This is a genomic window from Nitrospirota bacterium (genome assembly GCA_030645475.1).
Classification (GTDB): Bacteria; Nitrospirota; Nitrospiria; order Nitrospirales; family Nitrospiraceae; genus Palsa-1315.
This window is the reverse complement of sequence record JAUSMA010000060.1, coordinates 192,915-210,256: the sequence shown is the minus strand read 5'-3', so window position 1 is coordinate 210,256 and position 17,342 is coordinate 192,915. Positions and strand designations below refer to the sequence as shown.

21 protein-coding genes are annotated in these 17,342 nt (G+C 56.5%); 7 read left to right on the top strand and 14 right to left on the bottom strand.

Annotation, left to right across the window (positions count from 1 at the left end; genetic code table 11):
- Positions 1-58 precede the first annotated feature (58 nt).
- The 8 genes from Q7U76_11275 to Q7U76_11240 form a co-directional block, all read right to left on the bottom strand.
- Positions 59-1,177, bottom strand: coding sequence for a hypothetical protein (locus Q7U76_11275; protein MDO8356960.1), 1,119 nt, complete (start codon positions 1,175-1,177; stop codon positions 59-61).
- Positions 1,178-1,230: 53 nt separating this feature from the next.
- Positions 1,231-1,515, bottom strand: a complete 285-nt coding sequence (locus Q7U76_11270; protein ID MDO8356959.1) for a hypothetical protein — start codon at positions 1,513-1,515, stop codon at positions 1,231-1,233.
- 10 nt (positions 1,516-1,525) lie between these two features.
- A complete protein-coding gene (locus Q7U76_11265; GenBank protein MDO8356958.1) occupies positions 1,526-2,071 on the bottom strand; it encodes a hypothetical protein in 546 nt (181 codons plus the stop codon).
- Positions 2,008-2,445, bottom strand: a complete 438-nt coding sequence (locus Q7U76_11260) for a hypothetical protein (protein ID MDO8356957.1) — start codon at positions 2,443-2,445, stop codon at positions 2,008-2,010. The genes Q7U76_11265 and Q7U76_11260 overlap by 64 nt, the downstream gene beginning before the upstream one ends.
- A gap of 4 nt (positions 2,446-2,449) precedes the next feature.
- Positions 2,450-2,650, bottom strand: coding sequence for a hypothetical protein (locus Q7U76_11255; GenBank protein ID MDO8356956.1), 201 nt, complete (start codon positions 2,648-2,650; stop codon positions 2,450-2,452).
- A 225-nt stretch (positions 2,651-2,875) separates the two neighbouring features.
- Complete coding sequence (locus Q7U76_11250) at positions 2,876-3,082, bottom strand: hypothetical protein (GenBank protein ID MDO8356955.1); 207 nt, start codon at positions 3,080-3,082, stop codon at positions 2,876-2,878.
- Positions 3,073-3,399 carry a hypothetical protein gene (locus Q7U76_11245; GenBank protein MDO8356954.1) on the bottom strand — a complete coding sequence of 109 codons (327 nt, stop codon included), beginning with the start codon at positions 3,397-3,399 and terminating at the stop codon, positions 3,073-3,075. The genes Q7U76_11250 and Q7U76_11245 overlap by 10 nt, the downstream gene beginning before the upstream one ends.
- Positions 3,400-4,140: 741 nt before the next feature.
- Positions 4,141-4,548: a hypothetical protein gene (locus tag Q7U76_11240; GenBank protein ID MDO8356953.1), complete on the bottom strand. Its 408-nt coding sequence runs from the start codon at positions 4,546-4,548 to the stop codon at positions 4,141-4,143.
- 191 nt (positions 4,549-4,739) lie between these two features.
- Here Q7U76_11240 and Q7U76_11235 point away from each other — a divergent pair, with 191 nt between their 5' ends.
- Positions 4,740-5,372 (top strand): TrkA C-terminal domain-containing protein, encoded by a 633-nt coding sequence (locus Q7U76_11235; GenBank protein MDO8356952.1) that lies wholly within the window; start codon positions 4,740-4,742, stop codon positions 5,370-5,372.
- Between the two features lie 99 nt (positions 5,373-5,471).
- Positions 5,472-6,854 carry a Do family serine endopeptidase gene (locus Q7U76_11230; GenBank protein ID MDO8356951.1) on the top strand — a complete coding sequence of 461 codons (1,383 nt, stop codon included), beginning with the start codon at positions 5,472-5,474 and terminating at the stop codon, positions 6,852-6,854.
- Between the two features lie 4 nt (positions 6,855-6,858).
- Here Q7U76_11230 and fusA read toward each other — a convergent pair whose 3' ends face one another.
- Positions 6,859-8,958 carry an elongation factor G gene (gene fusA / locus Q7U76_11225; GenBank protein ID MDO8356950.1) on the bottom strand — a complete coding sequence of 700 codons (2,100 nt, stop codon included), beginning with the start codon at positions 8,956-8,958 and terminating at the stop codon, positions 6,859-6,861.
- Between the two features lie 86 nt (positions 8,959-9,044).
- Positions 9,045-9,761 carry a DNA repair protein RadC gene (gene radC / locus Q7U76_11220; GenBank protein ID MDO8356949.1) on the bottom strand — a complete coding sequence of 239 codons (717 nt, stop codon included), beginning with the start codon at positions 9,759-9,761 and terminating at the stop codon, positions 9,045-9,047.
- Between the two features lie 180 nt (positions 9,762-9,941).
- On the opposite strand from radC, the gene Q7U76_11215 reads away from it, so the two are divergent.
- The 5 genes from Q7U76_11215 (at position 9,942) to Q7U76_11195 (ending at position 13,150) form a co-directional block, all read left to right on the top strand.
- Complete coding sequence (locus Q7U76_11215; protein ID MDO8356948.1) at positions 9,942-10,118, top strand: hypothetical protein; 177 nt, start codon at positions 9,942-9,944, stop codon at positions 10,116-10,118.
- Between the two features lie 299 nt (positions 10,119-10,417).
- Positions 10,418-10,999, top strand: coding sequence for a 16S rRNA (guanine(966)-N(2))-methyltransferase RsmD (gene rsmD, locus Q7U76_11210; GenBank protein ID MDO8356947.1), 582 nt, complete (start codon positions 10,418-10,420; stop codon positions 10,997-10,999).
- Entirely contained in the window at positions 10,996-11,484 is a 489-nt protein-coding gene (gene coaD, locus Q7U76_11205) for a pantetheine-phosphate adenylyltransferase (GenBank protein ID MDO8356946.1), read from the top strand. The genes rsmD and coaD overlap by 4 nt, the downstream gene beginning before the upstream one ends.
- Positions 11,481-12,674 carry a pyridoxal phosphate-dependent aminotransferase gene (locus Q7U76_11200; GenBank protein MDO8356945.1) on the top strand — a complete coding sequence of 398 codons (1,194 nt, stop codon included), beginning with the start codon at positions 11,481-11,483 and terminating at the stop codon, positions 12,672-12,674. The genes coaD and Q7U76_11200 overlap by 4 nt, the downstream gene beginning before the upstream one ends.
- 77 nt (positions 12,675-12,751) lie before the next feature.
- A complete protein-coding gene (locus Q7U76_11195) occupies positions 12,752-13,150 on the top strand; it encodes a zinc ribbon domain-containing protein (GenBank protein MDO8356944.1) in 399 nt (132 codons plus the stop codon).
- Between the two features lie 19 nt (positions 13,151-13,169).
- Here the strand turns inward: Q7U76_11195 and Q7U76_11190 are convergent, their stop codons facing one another.
- The 4 genes from Q7U76_11190 to purH form a co-directional block, all read right to left on the bottom strand.
- Positions 13,170-13,580, bottom strand: coding sequence for a hypothetical protein (locus tag Q7U76_11190; GenBank protein MDO8356943.1), 411 nt, complete (start codon positions 13,578-13,580; stop codon positions 13,170-13,172).
- Between the two features lie 38 nt (positions 13,581-13,618).
- Entirely contained in the window at positions 13,619-14,296 is a 678-nt protein-coding gene (locus Q7U76_11185; GenBank protein MDO8356942.1) for an L-threonylcarbamoyladenylate synthase, read from the bottom strand.
- Positions 14,297-15,577 carry a phosphoribosylamine--glycine ligase gene (gene purD / locus Q7U76_11180; GenBank protein ID MDO8356941.1) on the bottom strand — a complete coding sequence of 427 codons (1,281 nt, stop codon included), beginning with the start codon at positions 15,575-15,577 and terminating at the stop codon, positions 14,297-14,299.
- A gap of 138 nt (positions 15,578-15,715) precedes the next feature.
- Complete coding sequence (purH, locus tag Q7U76_11175) at positions 15,716-17,269, bottom strand: bifunctional phosphoribosylaminoimidazolecarboxamide formyltransferase/IMP cyclohydrolase (protein ID MDO8356940.1); 1,554 nt, start codon at positions 17,267-17,269, stop codon at positions 15,716-15,718.
- Between the last annotated feature and the right edge of the window lie 73 nt (positions 17,270-17,342).

The window sequence follows — 17,342 nt, the reverse complement described above, 5'->3', positions numbered from 1 at the left end:
GAAGGGCGGGAGCGATTCGCCCCCGCCCCGTATCAGTGCCCCTGTGGGCCTTGGTTGTTTATCGAGTCAAGGCGCTCTGTCGCACTTGCAACAGATAGTTCGCCGTGGCGGATGTGTCCAGGATCAAGTTGAGATCCGCCAGCGTGTCACCGATGAGCATCGCCGCCAGCTTCTTGTTGTGCGCGAAGTCGAGCCACAGGTGCCCAGCCGTCAAGGCAATCCCGTTGCGCCCGTATCCGACCTGGGAGCTGTAATAGCCGACGCCCTGTTTGACCTTGGGCTCAATCGATCCACCACGAACCAGCTTTCCGCGCACACCTAAGTTGGTGAGGGGAGTCGTAGCAGTCACGACCGGCGTGCCGGTCAGATTGCCGCACCGGAGCCACAAGCCGCGCAGTAAGAGCTTGGCTCGCGTGAGTTGAAAGCTTCGGTCGTTTCCCGTGACGTTCATATCGATCACCTGCGTCATGAGCATTTCATGATGCGACTGGGGCAGCCTGCGCGGCCCGATCACGAAGAGGCCGGAGATCGTCACGGTTGCCGCCATGTTGGCCTGCGTGTTGCCGGAGACATAGCGGTTGAACGGTCCCGGTGTAATTTCCAGGTAGACGTTCGCGTACTGTGAGAGATCGAGCAGCGACTTTTCCCGCACGTCCGGTTCATCCGCGTCGAGAAAGCCCATGTCGTAGGAGAGCGTCACGGAGAAGGCCTTCGACGCCGCAACCCCGGTTGCCGGGTCCGTCTTCGGCGGGCTTCCCGCTTCCACCAGCTTGTTCATCTCGTACAGCACCGCGCCATGGATCGGGCGGATGGTCCGGCCATCCACGTTCAAGCGGATTTCCTCCCACAACACCGGGTTGCCCTCAGTCGCCTGAGACTCCGCTCCGACAGACTGGTCATAGGTTCCGGCAATGCGGAGCGTCAACCGGCGAAGGAGCGACTTATGGATGATCTGAAGGCGCTGCATCACAGGCGTCGTCGAGACCGTGGCCCAGGCAAAGGACATGCTGCCGATGGTGTCTTCGATTTGCTCCGCGCAGCCCTTCGGCACCGGCAAGAGCAAACCGTCTTCACGGTGGAAATGTGGGAAGTTGCGGAACAGATGCGATTCTCGTTCGAGGGGCTTGATCTGAAGCGCGGAGTTAATCGCGTCGTCGAGGCTGAGGGTTGCGTGCATCGGTCATACTGCTTTCTCCCAAGCCGAGAGAAAATAAATACCTAAGCCACTGCCTAGGCCAGAATCGTATCCATGATGTTGTTGCGCCCGCTCACCGTAAACGGAGTCAGGGCGGTTTGCTGAGCCGCCGCTGGTGTGCTTCCGGCGCGGCCCATCAGTTCGTTCACGTTCGGGGGAGTCAAGATGCTCCCGTTCGGAATGGCGCTACCGCCAGGATTGAGACCGACGAAGGCCGCGAGGCCCGGAGCCAGCCGCGTCACCGCGTAGGCGGTCACGGCAAAGCCCAGGGCACCCCAGGCGAACATTTTGACTTTCGACATGGAAGGAATGAGCGACATAGAGAACCTCTCACAGGTTGACGGTTAGATATTCATGAGGCGGTAACGCCGCCACACGTCCCAAGGCTTCAGGGTCTACGACATTCGCCAAGGCCTGCAAGTCACTTCGCTGATGGAGATGGAACACATAGAGCCGGTTGACCTCGCTCATGAGGACACCCGGAATTCTCGTGGCCCGTTGAGTTGCCCAGAATAGATTGATTCGTTGGGGTCGGGAGTAGCGCAAGAGCAAACCGAACCCGCCTTCTTTGTAATTTGGCGTAACGAGCGAAATTTCATCACAACAGAACGTGAGATCCTTCCCCAGGCAGCGCACCACATGGCAGAGGGCATCGAACTCTTTGACCAGATCGCCAGCCCCAGGTCGATAGACCGCCGTGAAGCGTTTTTTATTGAGCAGCTTGGGGAGGTCGTCAAGTCCAACTCGCTCACCTTCATATTCGCCGCGCCAGTCCCAGAAGATCACCCGGCGCTGAGCCGCCGCCAGCGTCTTTAGGAGTGTAGTTTTCCCGCTTCCGCGCCGCCCGACGATTCCTGCGACGGTGCAGACATCCATGATTCCATCATCCTACCGGCCACCGGGAGGCCGTAAATCGTGAGCAAGCGGAGTTCAGGCCCCATCACTTCCTTGATCGATGGAAACCACTTTGCCAAGGTCTCCGCCCAGGCTTGCACCGCCATTGCTTTTTCTTCAGGTCCAAGCGGATCGCAGCCGAACTTGCGGAGGAACACGTCTCCATACATGGCGCACAAGTTGCCTTCGGTCGTGTACTGTTCCCACGAAGGCGAAGGACCGGCAGAGGGTTGCCCCTCTGCCTGTCCGCCGTGAGCTGCCCCGGCTTGGGGTGAGGCAGCGCCCGCCGTGCCACCTGAGCGGATCGCTTCCGCTTCGGCGAGGACTTGTTCCACATCTTTTTCTTGGTCGCTCATAAAATTACCACGGACACCACAGAGCCAAACGACTAGGGGAGGATTGGCTGACTTCCTCCTGGGAAGAAGCGGAGCCCTGGGGGGTCTTTACGGCCTTCAGTTCTTTCAATTCCGCTTCCAGGGCGTCCAGCTTCGCCGCTTGCGTCTTGGTCAATTCGCCGTTCGCCTGGTCCTTCGCTTCCAGTTCCGCTATTTGCTTCTGCAAGCTCTGGATGGTTTCCAAGGTAGCCGATCCCGGCGCGGATGAGGGGGGCAAAGAAGGGCTTTTCTTTGAGGAGCGCGGAGGCTTGGGCTTCGTTGAGGTCGTATCGCTTAACACTCCCATCGTTCCCTCTCAGTGTTACGCATGCGCGAATGATCGTCATACGCGAGCAGGATAAAAAAAAGGCGGGGAGCCGTCTAGCCCCCCGCCATTGCTAGCATTCCATTGCTAGCATTGAGAGATTTTTTTCGCCTTATCCAGCGACTGAAAATGCTTCTCGGGAAAGAACCCGCGAGCCCCACAATTACAGCGCCAGTACCAGTCTTGGCCACTCGCGCCGCGCCCGGTCCCTTTGCAGCTCTTCACGTTCGCCGGATCATCACAGAACGGGCAAGCCATCTCCAGCCGCGCCGCCTGCTTCGTCTTCAATGGCATGGTTTCTCCTTTTCGTTCACCGTCACCGTACACTTCTGCGTACCCGTCATATCGACCGAATCAGAGCCGCCGTCACAGGCCGCAAGGCCCATCATGAGCAGGCACAGCGCGAGGAAACCGGCGAACTTCAAATGCACCTTGCTGGATGGATCGCCGAGCGGTTCGTTGGCGAGTTCAGAGTACCGTTGCACCGCTAAGACGCCGCATTTTTCACAGATATTTTTCCCGTGAAGCAGATACATGGCTTCTTCTGAAAACTCCGAGCAGATATGACAAGCCCGCCGTCGTGGTCGATTCGGTTTCGTGGTCGTCTTCATGTCTCCAAGCCCTCCCATTATCGTTTCACTAACATTTCCCATTGTTCGTTCGGCCCACTTTCAGGAGGTATGCCCTCGCTGATGGCCATAATAAGTCGCTGAATTTCAGAGAGCTGGCCGGTAGGTTGCACCGCGTGGCTAGAATCTCGATGGCGTCCCGTCTCCGGTCGAGCCAATGGTCTGGACACAGTGGCCGCTCTTTTTGGTGGAACGGGTCCGGCATGATTCGGGCGCTGATCCCGCAATCTACGCACAGGCCCCGGAGTGGTTGAGGTAGCCGTCTTTCCTTGATGGCTTCCGCCGTAAACCATCGCGCAAAGCCGGGATGTTGGCTTAAACAAGTTGGTTCGTCCTGGTCGGTTGATACGCTCAAGATAGGTGCCCTCCAAATGGTTCAACGCTCGATAGATTGACGCTCGATGCACTCCCAGCCGGTCCGCCCATTTATCAATCGAGAGGGCAGGCGGGTTCCGGTTCCGATAGACTGAGAGGACCGTCAAGAGGAGATGCCGCTCTAAGAGCGAGACCCCTTTCAAGCTTTGGACGTAGAGGTTGAGGTTGTGAACCTTCATCTCGCCACCTGTCGCACTGTGCGACACCTAGGGTTGAGGCTTACGCCTTCTTAGTTAGAGAGAGTTCTTAAGAAAGAACTCTCTCTCTAAGACTTAGACGGCGCGGGAGGCTTGGCCATAGGGCCAGCCCCCGCCAACGGAACAGACGGACAAATAACAACCAAACGAATCATGAGGGCTCCTCCGGCTTCGAAGAGAGCCCATAGGCTTTCACCCACCACGCAATGTTGGCGGTTGACGCCTGAAGATCCGAAAAAGCCGGATCGATGAAAATGGAATTGATCGCCGCCCGATGCTTCAGACCGGAGAGCCGGAGCCGTTGATAGGTCCGAGCGATTTCGATATGTCGGCGCTTCCGTTGCTCTAGGGCGACGTCGGACTTCACTTGCCGATAACAGGACTCCTGAATCATGCGGAGATGCCCCACGAGCCCTTCCAGGGCTTGCAGAGTGTTGACCACGTCCGCGCAGAGGGCATCCCCCACGAAGACGCGGATAACGACTTCCTTGGTTTTGGGATCGACCGAGAAGGAGCGGAGTTCAGGCTGAGGAAATTTCAGAACAGGTGCGCGATTCATCGGACCCCCACAAAATGGTGATCCGATAAGCCTAGCGAGGAGGAGAAACGCTCAGAATTGACCCAAGAGCAGTGAAGGGGTAGAGTTACGTGGGTTGGCATGGGAGGCCGTCAGATCGTGGTGCCTACCCAGGTCTCCCTTCGTTACGAGTTTACATAATAGTTCTTATCAGACGTAAGAGATATCCAAGAATGTCGCTTGAACTGCTTGGCCGTATTCAACAAGAACTGTCGATCACCAGTAGCGCCATCTATGAAACCGTGTTGGCGATTGCTGAGCGAGTCAACCGCAAGGTGCAAGTACTCCGCTTGCACAGCCAGGCCTCGAGCTTGCTGAGCCAAATCGAACAGGTTCACGGTGAGCTCGGATATCAGATTGCGACGCTCTGTGCTAGACGACCTCCCTTTAGCCATGAGTCAACCCTCCCATCCGATCAACTGGAGCGTCTCCTGAGTCAGGCTGGCGAGCGCATTCAGCAGCTTAAACGAACGTTGCTTGGCGTCGACAGTCGTATCCGTGAGCTCAAACAGGAAACGATCCACCATGAACTTCTGACTCTGCAACAAGACCTGAGTCTTCGTACTGCGGCCATTGAACGGTTCCCTGTGGTCCAGGGATCACCAGTCATCGGAAAGACTCTCGCCGAGATGGCGCTTCCGCTATCGATTCGTCTGGTCACGGTCCTTCGCGGCCCATTTCTCGTACCGCCAGACGATGCCCTCATCCTTCGCGTCAATGATGTCCTGGTCATAATCGGGCTGCAGGGAGATCTCGCCAAAGTGGCTTCATCGTTTACTCCAGCTCGACATGCACAATCGGCGTAAGTCGACGCTACCTTCCTCTGTGCCGGCGTGAATCATACTGAGCGAGTAGGCTTCTCCGGCTTCCTCATGTACAATCTCTGAAAGGAGAGGTGCAGGATCATGCGTGTACGACTCATCTTCATCTGCCTTGTATTTTTAGCCTGGCTTGATCTCCATTCTGCCTTCGCCGCTGAGTCCGTCGCGCCAAAGTCCACTGATTCTCCTGGCCTCCGCCTACTCGAAGAAATTCAAACCGTCTTTACCGATCTGGCCGAATCGGCCAAACCCTCAGTGGTCAACCTCATTCCCTTGTCCGGAGCTGGACGTGGCCGAGAATTGCCGCAAGAGCGTGTGCCGAATGCATCGGGATCGGGATCCGGTGTCATCATCGATCCAGAAGGGCACATCATTACGAATAGCCATGTCATCGGCGATGCGACGGAAATTGAGGTCCGTTTTTCCGATACCACCAAGTTGATTGCGCAGGTCGTTGGTAAGGATTTGGATACAGACTTGGCCGTTCTGAAAGTGACCGCCACCCATCCCCTCCCCAGTGCGAGGTTCGGGGACTCGTCGGCTGTGCGTGTTGGCCAATGGGTCCTTGCTGTCGGGAACCCGTTCGGACTCGATCGGACTGTCACCCTTGGCGTGGTCAGTGGGATCGGGCGGGAGAACATCAATCTCTCGCGTTATGAAAACTTCATCCAGACGGATGCGTCGATCAATCCCGGCAACTCGGGCGGTCCGTTGTTCAATCTGCGCGGTGAAATCATCGGCATCAATACCGCCATCATTAACTTCGCCCAAGGGATCGGCTTCGCGATTCCCTCGAACATGGCGAAGCAAGTGATGGAACAATTAGTGACTCAAGGGCGGGTCACACGAGGCTGGTTAGGCGTCGGCATCCAACCGCTCACGGTGGAGTTGGCCCGCAAGTTCGGCGTGAACGAAGGCGAAGGGGTGTTGGTCAACGAAGTCTTCGAGAAGGATCCGGCTGCCGCAGCAGGCATCAAACCAGGCGATATCCTGACTCGCATCGACGGCACCTTGATCGATACGCCGAGCCGGCTCTCGCGCGTCGTGGCAGGATTGCTCCCGGGCGCCACGGCGAAGGTTGAAATCGTCCGCGATCAACAGCGGCTGGTCCTGGACGTCGCCCTCATTGAACGGCGAGACCACGCGGTCACGACGTCGCTTCCTCAAACCCGTGCCGACGTCAAGTTAGGCCTCGATGTGCAAGATCTCACACCGAGCCTTGCCGATAAATTCAAGCTGCGGGAAAGCCGTGGGGTGCTGATTGCGAAAGTGGAGCCTGGTAGTATCGCCCAATCGGAAGGGCTCCACGAGGGGGATCTCATCAAGGAAGTGAACCGTATCGATGTGGGATCGGTCGGAGAATTCAGTAGTGCGGTCTCTAAAGTGCGCCGCGGCGAAACCGTCCTGCTCCGCATGCTGCGAGAGAGCCGCGCCTTCTATGTGGTGCTCAAATCGACCGATCCCTGATCGATTACTGCGCGGCCGCGTGAGTTTCCGCTTTCTGCGCCTCAATGATTCGAACCGCGAGCTCGTGAGGCACTTCGTCGTACCGCGCGAATTCCATTGCATAACTGCCCCGTCCCGCTGTGAGTGAGTTCAAGGCCGTGGAGTACGTCAGCAGCTCCGCCATTGGGACAAGAGCCGTGATCTGCTCTGTCTGGTCTCGTGCCTCGACGTGGAGAATGCGCCCTCGGCGCGCATTCAAGTCCCCGATCACGCTACCGATGTGATCCGCCGGTGCCTCGACTTCCACCGTCATCATCGGCTCCAACAAAACCGGATGAGCCGATTCGGCAGCCTTTTTAAACCCCATTGACGCGGCGATCTTAAACGCCATCTCTGATGAATCCACGGGATGGTACGACCCATCGTACACGGCTACGTGGCAATCGACGAGAGGAAACCCCGCAAGGCTCCCATGGTGCATGGCTTCGACCGCCCCTTTCTCCACAGCCGGAATAAAATTTAGTGGGATCGCTCCACCTATGACCTTGCTCTCAAACTTGAAGCCTTCCCCTCGCGCCAGAGGCGAAAGTTCCAGCCAGCAATCTGCATACTGGCCATGTCCTCCGGTTTGTTTCTTATATTTGCCCTGGGCCTGTGACGTCGTGCGAATGGTTTCCCTATAGGGAATTTTTGGCACGTGGATGGTCACCTCCGCACCGTATTTGCGGTGCAGTTTTTCGAGCGCGAGATCGATGTGTACTTGGCCCATCCCGCTTAAGACCATTTCTTTCGTGTCGGCATGTCGGGAAAATTCAAGCATCGGATCTTCTTCGATCAACTTATGCAGCCCGAGACTGATTTTTTCGATGTCGGCGTTCGACTTCGGCTCGATCGCAAAGGAGAGCACAGGTTTCGGAAGTACCGTCTTCGGATAACAGATGAGCGCCTGTTCGTCGCAGAGCGTGTCTCCGGTTTGTGTATCCTTGAGTTTTCCAACGGCCACGATCTCCCCTGCTCCGGCCGAAGGCACGACCGTATGTTTTTTTCCCAACACCCAGTACAGATGTCCGCTTTTCTCTTTGCTGCTCCGAGAGCTATTGAAGACGGGCGAGTCTGCGTGAAGAGCTCCCGACAAGATCCGCAGATAAGACAGTCTACCGATGAACGGGTCTATCAATGTCTTGAAGACGATCCCGGAAAAGGGGTCTTCGTAAACGGCACGGCGACTCACCCTCTCGCCTGTATCAGGATGCAGCCCTTCCAGTGGAACGTTTGACGCCCGGTCCATTGGCGAAGGCAGAAAATCGACGATCCCGTTCAGGAGCGGAACGATCCCGATATTCTTAATTGCGGAACCGCTATAGAGCGGGACAATCGTGCCTGTCTGGACGCCGAGGCGAAGTCCATTCATGAGGTCCTCCTGCGTCAGCTCCTCCTCAGCGAGATACTGTTCCAGCAATCGATCGTCACGTTCGGCTACCGCCTCCTGAATACGCTTCCGTGCGTCCTTCACCACGGTCCTTACCTGTTCAGGTATTGCCAGCTGTTGGATCGTGGGTATCTCTGTGCCCGAAGTGATGACGCGCTCTTGAGGGAGATCCATTACCCCCTCTAGCTGAGCACCACGACCATAAGGCAAAGACATCGGCAATGGCACAATCCCAAGATCGCGCTGACACATCGTGACAATCCCATCGAGGGAGGCATCGTCTTTATCCATTTCGTTGAGGAATAGAATGCAGGGCAAGCCGAGGGCAGTGACGCGTGACCAGACTCTGATGAGGTCGTTCCGAATCCCCGACGAAGCGCATACCACCAGAATCACAGCATCCGCCGCTCGTAATGCCAGGGCTGTTTCCCCTGGCATATTCAGCAGGCCGGGAGGATCGATCAAATTGATGGTGGTGTGATTCCAGGAACAACGGAGGAGACTGGTACTGACGGAACTGCGCCGGCGTAATTCTTCCGGCTCGAAATCCGAGACGGTCGTGCCTTGTGCGATAGACCCGAGGTGAGGCACTGCGCCGGTGGCAAAGAGCATGGCCTCAGCCAGCGAGGTCTTCCCGGCACCGGAACTCGAGATCAGGACAACATTTCTGAGTGACTCCCTGCGTCGCTCGCTCATGGGGCCCTCCTTTGAAATACCGGAAGACGGTCGTATTCTTCCGGACATGAAATGGTCTGGTTACATCACTATAACTCCCTTTTCGCTCATGCGTCGGCACAATGGTCTGTCAGCCAACCTTGATCGGCAAAGCTGACATAACGTCCATCGCCGACGACGAGATGGTCAAGAACCCGAATGCCAAGAAGATCCCCTGCCGATACTAATCGCGCCGTCAGAACTCGATCTTCCTGGCTTGGCGTTGGATCACCACTGGGATGGTTATGAAGGAATATGACTGCTGCTGCAGATTCTTTGACCGCGAGGGTGAAGACTTCTCGTGGATGGACGATGCTGAGGGTCAAGCTACCGGTCGAGACCGTCGCATCACGCAAGATGGCATGTTTGGCATCGAGTAAGACCACTTTGAAGATTTCGTGACGCAGATCACGCAAGGTGGGATGGTAATGGTTGAAGAGGTCGCGACTGGATGTAATCTTGGTCCCTTTTGTGAGGGGACCAGCAAGGGCACGTTTTCCCAGCTCCAGCGCGGCTTTTAATTGAGCCGCTTTTGCTTCTCCAACACCGGGAATCGCGCAGAGCTCTTCGATTCCACATTGTGCCAGTCCAGCCATACCTCCGAGCCGATCAAGGATTTCCATCCCAACATGCACGGCTGAAGACCCATGACGACCAACTCGAAGAAGGATGGCTAATAGTTGGGCGTCGGTCAGTATCTGTGGACCTTGAGCTAATAATCGTTCACGGGGTCGCTCCGTTTCGGGCCATTGAGTGATGCCATGCCCTGCTTTCTTGCTGGCCATTCATCCTCCTTGGACAAAAAGTGACAGGCCGAACGTTTTTGTACCGGCTAGTACTGCTCAGTGTCCCCTTCGTGACAAATACGTAGCCCCTAACCTGTTGAAATTACGTACAGTGACAAATTGGTGTAGTACTTGCTTTGTCAAGCCTACAGCGGTACACATCACACCGGGGAGGATTCGATGGAATGTCCAAAGTGTAAAGGTCTCATGATGTTGGAGCGGTTCTCCGACTTCTTTTTAATATTTTATGCCTGGAAATGTATCAACTGCGGCGCGATCATCGATCGCACCATTTCAAATAATCGACGGAAGAGTTTGGCCGCTCAGGTACCGCAAACGACTGTGGAGACTCGCTAAGATCAACGAGATTGGCACGCAGATGGCTCGACCATTTTTGGTTGCCGCAGATATTGATCCAATATCGCCACCATAATGTGCCCTGGCACGTTTCCGTGCCGCCACAGAACCGCCATCCAGTATACCCATCGACGTAAAAGTCGTCAAAATACTTCCATTTCTCACAGATCGCTCACGAGACGTTTCACGCCATTTCCTCCTTGTAAGTCTCTCGTATTGCTCCCGCAGTACTCACCTTGACCCCTTCAAAAACGCTATGTTACATTCATCTGCTTCTACAATGACTCTCACCTGAAATTATGCGTATCATTGCCGGAACCCACCGAGGTCGACGCTTGAGTGGGCCAGCGGGGACTGCACTCCGTCCCACATCGGATAAGGTTCGCGGGGCTCTTTTTTCTATTCTAGGGGCCCAGGTGCAGGGAAGCCGTTTTCTCGATTTGTATGCGGGTACGGGAGCCGTCGGGATTGAAGCGCTAAGCCGAGGAGCTGCAACCGTCACGTTTGTGGAGTCAGACCCTAAGGCTGTGCAACTGTTACGGAAAAACCTTCAGACTTGTCAGCTTCTTGACCGAGCTCACGTCTGTGTGGAGCGGACCGCGACCTTTCTCGCGCGGCAAGATTGGTGGCATGGCCCCTATGACGTCCTCTTTGCAGATCCGCCCTATGCGGCTCTGGATGAGTTTGAAATCCTGACCCATGCCTGGAAACCCGGGCTGTTGTCGGAAGAAGCCACGATGATGATAGAACATGAGTCGCGTACGCCATTACCTGCATCGCTCGATCACGCGGAGCTTGTTCGACGGTATGTGTATGGCGACACCGCACTCTATTTATATGGGATCTCTCCTTCAGCATCGACCGAGTCGTCTGTATTATGAAAATTGGCATCTATCCAGGAACCTTTGATCCCATTACCCATGGGCATACCGACATCATCACCCGAAGCTTGAAGGTCTTTGATACCGTCGTGGTCGCCGTCGCGCCGAATCCAGCCAAGCACCCGCTCTTCACCCTGGCCGAACGGCTGGACATGATCCGGATCGTGACGAGAGATATGAAGCAGGTCGAAGTGACCCACTTCGATGGCCTGCTGGTGGACTATGTTCTGCGATATGGCGCTCATGCCATTATCCGTGGATTGCGGGCCATCTCGGACTTCGAGCATGAATTTCAGATGGCCCTCATCAATCGAAAAATCGCCAAGCAGGTTGAGACGGTGTTTCTCATGCCCAGCGAAGAATATTCTTATTTATCGTCAACCATTATCAAAGACGTGGCAACTCACGGCGGGCCGCTCACGGAGTTTCTGCATCCTGAAGTTGCACGTCAGCTGCAGGAACGAATCAGGAGTTTAAAATCATGAAGCTTGCTGCACGTGTGGGGCGAATTACGCCCTCTCCCACTTTGGCCCTGGCCGCAACCGCGAAGGCGATGGCTGCGCGTGGAATCGACATGGCCGATTTTTCATCAGGAGAGCCGGACTTTGACACGCCAGAACCGGTAAAAGCCGCGGCCGAAGCCGCAATTCGTGCAGGGTTTACCAAGTACACGCCCTCGTCCGGCATTGATGAACTGCGCCAAGCGATTATCGACAAGTTGCAAGCTGAGCAAGGACTCCGGTACGAGAAGTCTCAAGTATTGGTCTCCTGCGGAGCCAAACATTCACTCTACAACCTTGCCGAAGCCCTTCTGGAAGCAGGCGATGAACTCATCATTCCCGTTCCCTATTGGGTCTCCTATGCCGACCAAACTCTGCTGAACGATGCCACGCCGGTGTTCTTGCAGACCCGTGAAGAGGATGGCTACGCCATTGACGCGCAGGAATTGGAACGGCTGGTCACACCACGGACCAAAGCGATTATCGTCAACAGTCCATGCAATCCAACCGGCGCAACCTATAATCGAGCGACGCTTGAACGGCTTGCCGAGCTGGCCGTACGCCGTGATCTTCTGCTGATTTCCGACGAGATCTACGAGAAGGTCCTCTACGATGGAGCGACACACACGAGCATCGCAGCCCTTGGACCGGAAGTCGCCGCCCGCACCGTCGTGATCAACGGTGTGTCGAAGGCCTATGCCATGACCGGCTGGCGGATCGGCTATGCCGCGGGTCCTAAAGAGCTTCTCAACGCCATGGCGAACATTCAAAGCCAAAGTACCTCCAACCCCTGCTCGATTTCACAGAAAGCCGCCGTCGTGGCCTTACGCGATGGCGATGCCTTCACGAAAAAAATGGTGACAGAGTTCGATCGGCGACGGCGTGTGATCGTCGAGCGCCTCAATGCCATGCCTGGCGTTCGTTGCAGCATGCCCAGCGGAGCATTTTATGCATTCCCCAATGTGAGCGGACTACTCGGAAAGCGGAGTCCAAGCGGAGTCCTCTCCACTCCGACCGATCTGGCTAACTATTTGTTGCAGGAATTCAAGGTCGCCGTGGTTCCCGGTGAGCCGTTCGGAAGTACCCAGCATATTCGACTGTCGTATGCGACCAGCATGGAGACGATTCTCAAGGGCATGGATCGTCTCGACGCGGCATTCAAACAGCTCACCTAGCCAGGGAGCCTCCCTCAGCATGAGGGCCCCTCAACGTGATCTCATCGGATTGTTGTTCTAGCAGGAGGAAATGAATCGTGCCAATTTACGAATATCAGTGTGATGGCTGCGCGGATCGGTTTGAAGTGAAGCAAAGCATGAAGGACGACGCTCTGACCACCTGTCAGAAGTGCGGAAAACACGTGCAGCGACTGATTTCATCGCCCGCCATCATGTTCAAGGGCAGCGGATGGTACGTGACGGACTACTCCGATAAAATGAAACCCTCCTCAGGAAGCGAAGCACCGGTACCCAAGACCGGGGAGAAAAAAGAAGTCGCGGCGAACACATCCGAACCATCGACGGCCCCAAGCACAGCTCCTGCTACTCCGGCACCTGCCCCAGCGGCCGCGCCGGCAAGCACCCCTTCTAGCACGGCATCAACAACTTCAACGAGCACAGCCACGAGCACGCCATCGTCTTCCGCTGCCAAGTAGGCAGCGGAGACGAGCGAGGCTAGTGTGTGGCCTTGACCGTTGTTTTCTTTTTCGCCGGAGCCTTCGGTGCGACCTTCGATGATGTCTTGGCTGCAGCCGCCTTCGGGGCTGCGGACTTTGATGACTTCGCCAGCCGTTCCTGTGCAGCCGCCAAACTATTCTGAAGGCCGCTGATCATCGAAGACTTGTCGCGGTTCTGCCGCGAGAGGTCGTCCACTTGTGCCTGCAAATCGTCTCTCACCTTCGTCATTGAGGCGAGTTGGTTTTGGAGCTGTGTCTTTTCCACTGTCGCACTCTGCAGCTCTGAGCGGATTTGCTCGATTTGTGTTTGGAGGGCCGGGGGCCAGTAATCGCACCCGGACAGACCGATTGAAAACAATGTGATGGCGGTCACCGCCACCACGTTTCGCACCATCAATATGTGACCCATCTGCAGGCTCCTTTCAGTGTGAACTGCTACGACGAACTTCACCGACTCTCCCCGTCGAGATACATACCATGAGACGCCAACTGGCGCACGATAATCTCTCGTGTAATGGCTCCCTCACGAACAATGCGGATCGGGCCTTGTACATCGATCACGGTGGATGGTCTCCCGCCCGGGGTCGGTCCCGCATCGACGATCAGATCGACCGCATCTCCTAGGTTGTGTTGGACGTCTTCGGCAGTGCAGCAAGGCGCCAATCCTTCACGATTTGCACTGGTGCCTGTCACAGGCCCGACTCGACACAAGAGCTCGGCCAGCGGTTGCCATGCACTCTGACGGATGCCGACGGAGCCGGTTCCTGCCGTGACCATATCGGAAAGCCCCACGGCTGCAGGAAACACGATCGTGAGAGGTCCGGGCCAGAACGCATTCATCAAGACGGTGGCCGCCGGGGGAACACGTTGCACAAAAGGTTCTAACTGAGACCGCTCTCCGATCAAGAGTAAAATCGGTTTTCCATCAGACCGACCCTTGACCTGCCATAATTTGGCAAGCGCCTGTTCGTCGAAGGGGGCGACCGCAAGCCCGTAGAAACTTTCCGTCGGCAAGGCAAGCAATCCGCTCTGTCCCAACAGGCGACGCATTCGATCTGCCAGCACCGGAACGGTGGCGGCATCGTAGTAATCGATCGCTCCCATGGCAGGAACCATCAGTCCCATTCAGCGTGACGCGCGGCGGGCGAACGCACGATGCGCAATATCCGTCCGATAGTGCGCGCCCTCAAATGCAATCGACCTGGTCACGCGATAGGCCTCCGCTTGCGCGTCGGCCAGAGTCCTTCCGCATCCAGTAATGCCCAGCACCCGTCCTCCAGCCGTGACGACATCAGCATTCCTTCGTGCCGTTCCGGCATGAAACACCATAGTTGTCGCATCCAATGTGGCGGGCAATCCATGAATCGGTCGGCCGGTTTGATAGACAGCGGGATAGCCGTCAGACGTCATCACGACGCAGACTGCCGTCTCGTCATGCCAATCCACGGTGAGCTGATCGAGCCGATGTTCCACCACGGCCTCAATCACCTCTAGCAAATCAGTCTTGAGCAACGGAAGCACGACCTGCGTTTCTGGATCCCCCATCCTGGCATTAAACTCCAAGACGTATGGGATCCCCTTCACCACCATGAGCCCGGCATATAACACGCCTTGAAACGGACAGCCCATCCGAGATAAGGCTTCGATCGCGGGATAGAGAACCTGCTTCGTGACCTGCTCGCGCAGCGCCATGGTGCCGAGCGGCGCAGGACAGTACGCGCCCATGCCTCCGGTATTCGGTCCCGTATCGCCATCCCCGACTCGTTTATGATCTTGCGCCGGCAGCATCGGGACCACCGTCCGGCCGTCTGTGAAGGCCATGATCGTCAGTTCCTCACCGTCAAGAAACTGCTCGATCAACACGCGCTGACCGGCCTGACCGAATACCGCATGCTCCAGTGAGTCGCGAACGGCCTGCTTGGCCTCCTCATGGGTGGTCGCCACTACCACGCCCTTCCCCTGCGCCAGGCCATCGGCCTTCACGACGACGGGAAGCTCATGTTGATCGAGATAGGCGAAGGCCGGAGCGACCTGGTCGAAACTTTGCGCCTTGGCCGTGAGGATCTTCGCGCTGGTCATGATTTCTTTGGAGAAGACTTTGCTGGCCTCGATCCGCGCAGCGCCCTTGGTCGGTCCGAATACTTTGAGTTTGGATTTGCGAAATTCGTCGACAAGGCCCAACGCAAGCGGAGCTTCCGGCCCCACGACCGTCAGATCGATCTGTTCAGATTGTACGAATGTTTTCAGCCCGGCGATATCGTCGGCTTTGATTGGCACACAGGTCGCGAGGGATTCGATCCCTGCATTGCCCGGCGCACAATAGAGCTGAGGCTTGCGGGGACTTTGTGCGAGCTTCCAGACCATGGCATGCTCACGACCCCCGCTCCCGATGACAAGAATCTTCATGCCCAGGCCTTTAGTAATCCGTGATGGGTGATGGGTGATGGATTGGAGATGAAGACAGCGTGATAACGGTGGCGGCGAAGACGTCCTCGACGTCTTGGTTCAACGGATGACGCATCACTGTTCGCACGTCAGCATCCGTCAATGACGGAAGTGGCGCATGGCCGTCATAATCATCGCCAATCCCTGCTCATCCGCGGCTTTGACGATTTCGGCATCGCGAATCGAGCCGCCCGGCTGAATGACCGCCGTAATCCCCGCTTGCGCAGCGGCATCGAGTCCATCCCGGAACGGGAAGAACGCGTCCGAGGCCATCACGCACCCCTTGATCGGCATCTGCGCTTTCATCACGGCCAACTTCACGGAGTCGACCCGGCTCATCTGACCAGCCCCGATCCCCACGGTCTGCCCCGGCTTTGCATAGATGATCGCGTTCGACTTCACATGTTTGCAGACCTTCCAGGCAAACGCACAGGCCGCATATTCCTCATCCGTCGGTTTGCGTTGGGTCGGGACGCTCAGTGCTCTGAGATCGGTTAAGACGCCGAGATCCCGATCCTGCACGATCAAGCCACCGACCAACTTCTTGAGATCGAAGCCCTCTTGCTTCACTTTCGTGAGCGGCCCGACATCGAGCAACCGCAGATCCTTCTTGCGCTTGAGTTCTGCCAGGGCATCCGCTGCAAATCCCGGTGCGATGACCACTTCCACAAACGTGGACGTAATTTCCTTCGCGGCGGCCAGATCCACGGGGCGATTGAATGCAATCACGCCGCCGAACGCCGAGATGGGGTCGGTCTCACGGGCTTTGACATAAGCCTCGACGGGCGTCGCACCCAAGGCCACACCGCAGGGATTGTTATGTTTGATAATGGCCACGGCGATCTCGTCGTATTCTTTCGCCAGCTCGAGCGCCGAATTGGCGTCGAGGAAATTGTTATACGACATCGCCTTGCCATGCAGGATCGTTCCCCGGGACACCGATGGCTCGACCGAATGGAGCTCTCGGTAGAACGCGCCTTGCTGATGCGGGTTCTCCCCGTAACGCAGCATCTCTGCCCGCTCGAACTGCAAGGACAATATTTTTGGAAATTTGACCTCGCTGCCCTGTACCTGTTTCTCCAGATATCCTGCGATCAGACTGTCGTAACGCGCCGTATGTTGAAATACCTTCATCGCCAATTCGCGCCGCAACTCGTGGGATACCGTTCCGGCTTTCGCCGCCTCGAGCACGCGCTGATAGTCGTCCGGGTCTACGACGACCAGTACATCTTCATGGTTCTTGGCCGCAGAGCGCAGCATCGACGGCCCGCCGATATCGATATTCTCAATGGCCTCTTCGAAGGGACAGTTCGGCTTCGCAATTGTCGCCTCGAACGGGTAGAGGTTGACCACGACAACGTCGATGGGGCCGATTCCATGCTGCTCCATCTGCTCGACATGGGCCGGCACCGAACGCCGGCCGAGTAACCCGCCATGAATCTTGGGGTGCAATGTTTTGACACGGCCGTCGAGAATCTCCGGTGAGCCGGTGTAGGCCGCCACATCCGTCACTTTCACGCCAGCCTCTCGCAACGCCTTGGCCGTTCCTCCGGTTGAGAGGATCTCGGCACCTAACGCTGCAAGGCCCTTGGCCATCTCCACCACACCGGTTTTGTCTGATACGCTGATGAGTGCCCGCTTAATGCCGGCCATAGATCTCTCCTTAGAAAACGATCAATAGAAATGACGTAAATCGGAAGGCGGAGCGAAGAATAACAAATGAATA